The organism is Kitasatospora sp. NPDC056327, assembly GCF_042261735.1.
Classification (GTDB): domain Bacteria; phylum Actinomycetota; class Actinomycetes; order Streptomycetales; family Streptomycetaceae; genus Kitasatospora.
In genome coordinates, this window is sequence record NZ_JBHJRC010000412.1 from 1 (window position 1) to 5763 (window position 5763).

Annotated in this window: 4 protein-coding genes; all 4 read left to right on the top strand. The window is 75.8% G+C overall.

The features are described 5' to 3' along the window. Positions 1–671 precede the first annotated feature (671 nt). Positions 672–1325 (top strand): class I SAM-dependent methyltransferase, encoded by a 654-nt coding sequence (locus tag ACFCX4_RS34175; protein ID WP_376151011.1) that lies wholly within the window; start codon positions 672–674, stop codon positions 1323–1325. Positions 1326–1695: 370 nt separating this feature from the next. Next, the gene (locus tag ACFCX4_RS34180) at positions 1696–3045 is read left to right on the top strand and encodes a hypothetical protein (RefSeq protein WP_376151013.1); all 1350 of its coding nucleotides are present in this window, start codon (positions 1696–1698) and stop codon (positions 3043–3045) included. Positions 3046–3052: 7 nt separating this feature from the next. After that, a complete protein-coding gene (locus tag ACFCX4_RS34185) occupies positions 3053–4309 on the top strand; it encodes an N-acetylmuramoyl-L-alanine amidase (protein WP_376151015.1) in 1257 nt (418 codons plus the stop codon). A 443-nt stretch (positions 4310–4752) separates the two neighbouring features. Beyond that, entirely contained in the window at positions 4753–5706 is a 954-nt protein-coding gene (locus ACFCX4_RS34190) for a hypothetical protein (protein WP_376151017.1), read from the top strand. Positions 5707–5763 lie beyond the last annotated feature (57 nt).

Here is a 5763-nt window from a genome sequence, read left to right on the forward strand (position 1 = left end):
CCTGCACCCCTCCTGCGCAGGAAGTCGGACCGGCCGACTTCCTGCGCAGGAGCCGCTTCCGAGAGCGGGGCACTGTGACGGGAGGACGGGACAGCGACGGGAAATATGTCGGTCGGTCTACTTATTTTTTGAGCTTTCAGGTCTCGCGCAGTTCCCCCAGCGACAAGAGAGTCCGGTCCGCGTGGCCGATCCGACCGCAGCCCGCCGGGACCGTCGGGGAGTCGTCCTGCGGTCGATCGCGGGGCCACACCCGTCCACCCGGGGCCACCTCCGCTCCCCTTCCTCGCCCCACCTGCCCCAGCCGCCGTCCACCCCGGCAGCCTCGCGCCGCCCGCCGAGCTGGACGGCGGGCGGCGGCGGACCCGCCCTGTGCGCAGAAATATGTAGACCGGTCTAGCGATTCAGGCACTCACATCCCCAAATAAGTGGACCGGTCTACATATTCCTGGTTCTCCCACCTCAAATATGTAGACCGATCGGCATATTCAGGCGGAACATGTAGACCGGTCGACATATTTTGCCCCGGCGATGCAGCGGAACCAGCCCGCCCACGATGGCCGGCCAGGGGCGGGGACCAGGGAGTGGGGCCAAGGGGTGGGGCGGGCTCCGTACCGTCGAGTAGGGTCCGACCGCGAGCACGCACACCGGCCCACCCGTCGAGGAGCACCACCATGTCCGACCCCCTGGAGACCACGCGCCCCGAGCCCGAGGAGCTGGCCGCGTTCGAGGGTGCGACCGGGTTCATGCCCGTGGACGAGGGCCTGGCGCTGTACGCCGCCGCCGTGACCGCCGCGCGCCGGACCGGGCTCCCCGTGCTGGAGATCGGCACCTACTGCGGCCGCTCCGCGATCCTGCTGGCCGCCGCCGCCCGGGCGGCCGGCACCGTGGCCCTGACCGTCGACCACCACCGCGGTTCCGAGGAGCAGCAGCCCGGCTGGGAGTACCACGACCCGACCCTGGTCGACCCGGAGGTCGGCCGGATGGACACCCTCCCCCGGTTCCGCCGCACCCTGCACGCGGCCGGCCTGGAGGAGCACGTGGTCGCCCTGGTCGGCCGCTCCCCGCAGATCGCGGCCCTGTGGGGCGGCCGGCTCGCCCTGGTCTTCATCGACGGCGGCCACACCGACGAGCACGCCACCAACGACTACGAGGGCTGGGCGCCGCACCTGGCACCCGAGGGCCTGCTGGTGGTCCACGACGTCTTCCCCGACCCCGCCGACGGCGGCCAGGCCCCCTACCGCGTCTACCTGCGCGCCCTGGCCGAGGGCTTCGAGGAGATCTCGGTGACCGGCTCGCTGCGGGTCCTGCGCCGCGTCACCGGCTGACCCGCCCCCGGGACGGCGGCGGTCCGTGGAACGGTGCCCCGACCGTCCCGTGCCCCGACCGTCCGGTGCCCCGACCGTCCCGTGCCCCGACCGTCCGGTGCCCCGACCGTCCCGTGCCCCGACCGTCCCGTGCCCCGACGGTCCGGTGTCCCCGACGGTCCGACGGCGGCGTCCGAAGGCGTGTCCGGAATCCGCGCACCCGGCCCACAGGCGTCACGGATGCTCTAACGTCGTGCCGGGGCTGTCGGGCGGGGGCGCGAACGGTACGGTGTCCGCGCGGTCGCGGACGCCCGCGACGGCGGCACGGCCGTACGACAAAGCAGAGCATCCGGGCGGAGCGCACCCGGGCAGACCGTGGGGGCCAGCACAGATGACGGACCAGCAGAACACCGCTCCGGCGGTCTGGGACCCGACCGCCAGAGGCGGTGCGGGCGGCTGGGTGCGCGGTCCTCAGCAATCCACCGCCCCGGCCGCGCCGCCGGCCGTCCCCGCTCCGCAGCAGCCCCCGCGGTCCCCGGCCGGGCCCCCCGGTCCGCCCGCCGACGACGCCCCGACGGCCGTCATCCCGCAACCGGTGCCGCCGCGGCCCGCCGCGCCCGGTTCGCTGCCGCCCCGGGACGGCACCCCGCCGCCCGCGGCCCCGACCGCCCCGGCGTTCCCGCAGGCCGCCCCCGCCGGACCGCCGTACGGCGCGCCCCACGGCTCACCGCAGCAGCCCCCGCCGCCCCAGCCGGAGTACGGCCGGCCCTACGGCCAGAACCCGCCCTACGACCCGGCCCCCGCCTACGACCCGGCCCCGTACGACCCGGCCCCGTACGACCGGGTCTCCTACGACCAGGCCTCCTACGACCAGCCCGGCCACAGCCGGCCCGCGTACGGTCAGCCCCCCTACGGCCCACCCGCCCCGCAACAGCAGCAGTACGACTATCCCCAGCACGACTACCCGACCGGCTACGGCCAGCACGACGACGACGAGGACCGGCCCGGCAACAGGCGCGCACCACTGCTGATCGCCTTCGCCCTGCTCTTCGTCCTGGCCCTGGGCGGCGGCATCCTCTGGGCGGTCCGGGACAAGGGCGGCTCGACCGACCAGGCCGGCCCCGCGAGCCCGTCGGCCTCCGTCACCGGCGGCACCGCCGCGTCCGGGAACCCGCCGCCCGCCCCGGCCCCGACCGGTTCCGCCGGCGCGCCGACCCCGGCCGCGTCCGACACCGCCGCGGCGAGCCCGACCCCCAGCGCGTCGGCCACCGCGGGCGGTCCCAACGCGCAGACCCAGGCCAAGGCCCTGGACGAGCTGCTCGGCCAGGGCGAGAACGCCAAGGCCCCGATCGGCAACGCGGTCGCCAAGGTGAACAGCTGCCCGGCCAAGTCCGAGATCGACTCCTCGGCGCAGGTCTTCGACAACGGGGCCAAGCAGCGCGACCAGCTCCTCACCAAGCTCGCCACGCTGAGCGTCACCGACCTGCCCGGCGGCGCGGAGGCCGTCCAGTCGCTGAGGTCCGCCTGGCAGCTCTCCGCCGACATCGACCGGGCGTACGCGGCCTGGGCCCGGACGGTCGCCACCCAGGGCTGCTCGGGTGCCGCCCCGAACACCGCCGACAAGAAGCGTGCCGACGAGCTCAACCCGCAGGCCACCCAGGCGAAGAAGGACTTCGTCGCGAAGTGGAAGACCATCGCCGACCAGTTCGGCCTCACCCCCCGCACCCAGGACCGGATCTGAACCACCCGTGACTCGCACCACCCACCACCACCCGGCCGAGCCGTCCGGACCCACCGGACCCCGTGAGCCGGACACCGCCCCCGGGCCCGCCGGCACCGAGCCCGCCGGCACCGGACCCACCGTGTCCGACGGGTCCACCGAGCCCGCCGCGACCACCGCGACCGGCGGGTCCGCCCCCACCGCCCCCACCGCCCGGCCCCGCACGGCGGAGCGGACCGGACTGCGCGGCCGGTCGGCGCTGCTCCGCACCGTGACGGTGGTCGGCGTCCTGGCCCCGCTCGGGGTGGCCGGCTGGCTGGGCTGGCAGGCCGTCGGCAGCCCCGACCGCGGCACCCGTGACGGGGCCGGGCCCTCCACCGCGCCCACCCGGTCCACCGCGCCCTCCGCCCCCGGTGGCGCGGCCCCCGGCCTTCCCGCCGTCCCCGCCCCCGTTCCCAGCACTCCCCCCGCCCCGACCGGACCCGCCACCGGACCGGCCGCTCCCGGTACGACGGCCCCCGGCACGCCCGCCACCTCCGCGTCCCCCGCACCGGCCCCCGGCTCCAGCGCCCCCACCGCCCCCGGAGCACCCCTCGCCCCCACGGCCACCACCCTGGCCGGCCGCACCGTCCTCCTCGACCCGGGCCACAACACCGGGAACGCCACCCACACCACCGAGATCAACCGCCAGGTCGACATCGGCAACGCCCGCAAGGAGTGCGACGCCACCGGCACCACCACCAACGCCGGCTACACCGAGGCCGAGTACTCGCTCGACGTGGTCCGCCGCACCCGCGCGATCCTCGCCGCCCGGGGCGCCACCGTGGTGCTGGTCCACGACGGCGACCGCCCGTGGGGACCGTGCATCGACGAGCGGGCGAAGGCCGGCAACAGCGTCCACGCCGACGCGGCGGTCTCGGTGCACGGCGACGGCGCTCCGGCGAGCGGCAGCGGCTTCCACGTGATCATGCCCGCGAAGGTGGTCGCCGGCCGGGCGAACACCTCGGCGATCGTCGAACCCTCCCGGCGGCTGGGCCTGCTGCTGCGGGAGAACTTCCGTGCCGCGACGGGCGAGCCGTACGCCGACTACACGGCGAGCGAGGGCCTGGACACCCGCTCGGACCTCGGCGGGCTGAACCTCTCCACCGTGCCCAAGGTGTTCATCGAGTGCGGCAACATGCGCAACGCGGTGGACGCCCGCCGGATGACGGATCCTCAGTGGCGCCAGCAGGCCGCCCAGGGGATCGCCGACGCGCTGACGGCGTTCCTCACCACCGGGCGGTGACCGGGCCGGGCGGCGGTGACCGACGGCCCGGCACCCGGCCCGTCCGTGACCGCGCCGGTCCCCGTATCGGTCCCCTCGCCGGTCACCTCGCCGGTCGGCAAGCCGGTCACCGCGCCCGACACGCCGGTCGCGCCACCACCGCCCGCGCCTCCCGCGTCCGCACCCAGGCCCACCGGCGGCCGGCCGCGCGCCGAACACGGCCGCAGCGCGGGCCCCGTGGGAATCGACGGTACGGTGGACGGCCCGCGTCGGAACCGCGTGGTTTGCAACGACTTCGCCCCATTGCCGAGCCCTGCCGTGCACCCGCGCGGTCGTTGGCCCTAGGCTTCTGGTCCGTTCGGGGTTTTCCGGCCGGTCAGCCGACCGGGCGGGCGGCGGCAGCACGCCGGCCGGACACCGATACGAAAACCGCCGACCACGACACACCAACGAGGGGAACGTTAGTGAATCTGCGCGCTCTCACCAAGGGAGACGCCGCCGTCGCAGGTGCGGCCGTCCTGCTCTTCATCGCCTCCTTCCTGCCGTACTGGACCGTCGACTGCAAGAGCAAGTACTGCGGCGACACCTCGACGAACGCCTGGGACAGCGTCCTGTTCCCCGTCCTGCCCTCGGTCTTCCTGCTCGGCATCCTCGCCGCCGCCCTGATCCTGGTCCAGCGGTTCCAGGGCCAGGCCGCCGCGAACCGTCAGATCCTCGGCCTACGCCTGGACCAGTGGGGCATCGCCTTCTCGGTGGCCGCGCTCTGGGCGGCGCTGTGGTCGCTCGGCGGCGGCCTGGAGGGCATCGACCACGGTTTCGGCGCCTGGCTCGCCGTGATCGCGCTGATCGTGCTGGCCGGCGGCGCCGCCGGCGGCCAGCTGCTCCCGGTCCTCAAGACCCCGCTGGTCACCGACCGTCCGGCCGCCCCGGCCGCCTTCCCGGCCGGCGGTTACCCCGCCCCGGGCCAGCAGGGCCAGCCCGGCCACTACGGCTACCCGGCCCCGGGCCAGGACCCGAACCAGGCGCAGCCGGCGTACGGCGGCCAGCCCGGCGGCTACGGCTACCCGTCGCCGCAGGCCGGCCAGCAGGCCCAGCCGATCCCCGGCCAGCCGCAGGACCTCGCCGCCCAGCACGCGGCCGCCCAGGCCGCCGAGGCCGAGGCCGCCCGTCAGGCCTCCGCCCAGCAGGCCGCGCAGCCGCAGCAGGCCCCGGCGGCGGACTTCGCGCCGTTCTGGTTCGCCGTCCCGGCCCCGCGCCAGCTGGCCCCGAAGGAGAACCCGGCCGGTGCCCCGGTCGGCGAGCTCGTCCCCGGCACCTGGTACCTGGCGGTCGAGCAGCGCGGCGCCGCGCTGGTCGCCCAGCTGCAGGACGGCACCCAGGGCGTGCTGTCCGACACCTCGGGCATCCAGCGCGGCTGACCGCCGCCCGCCCGACCCCGTACGGCGAAGGGGCGGGACCGGAGATCTCTCCGGTCC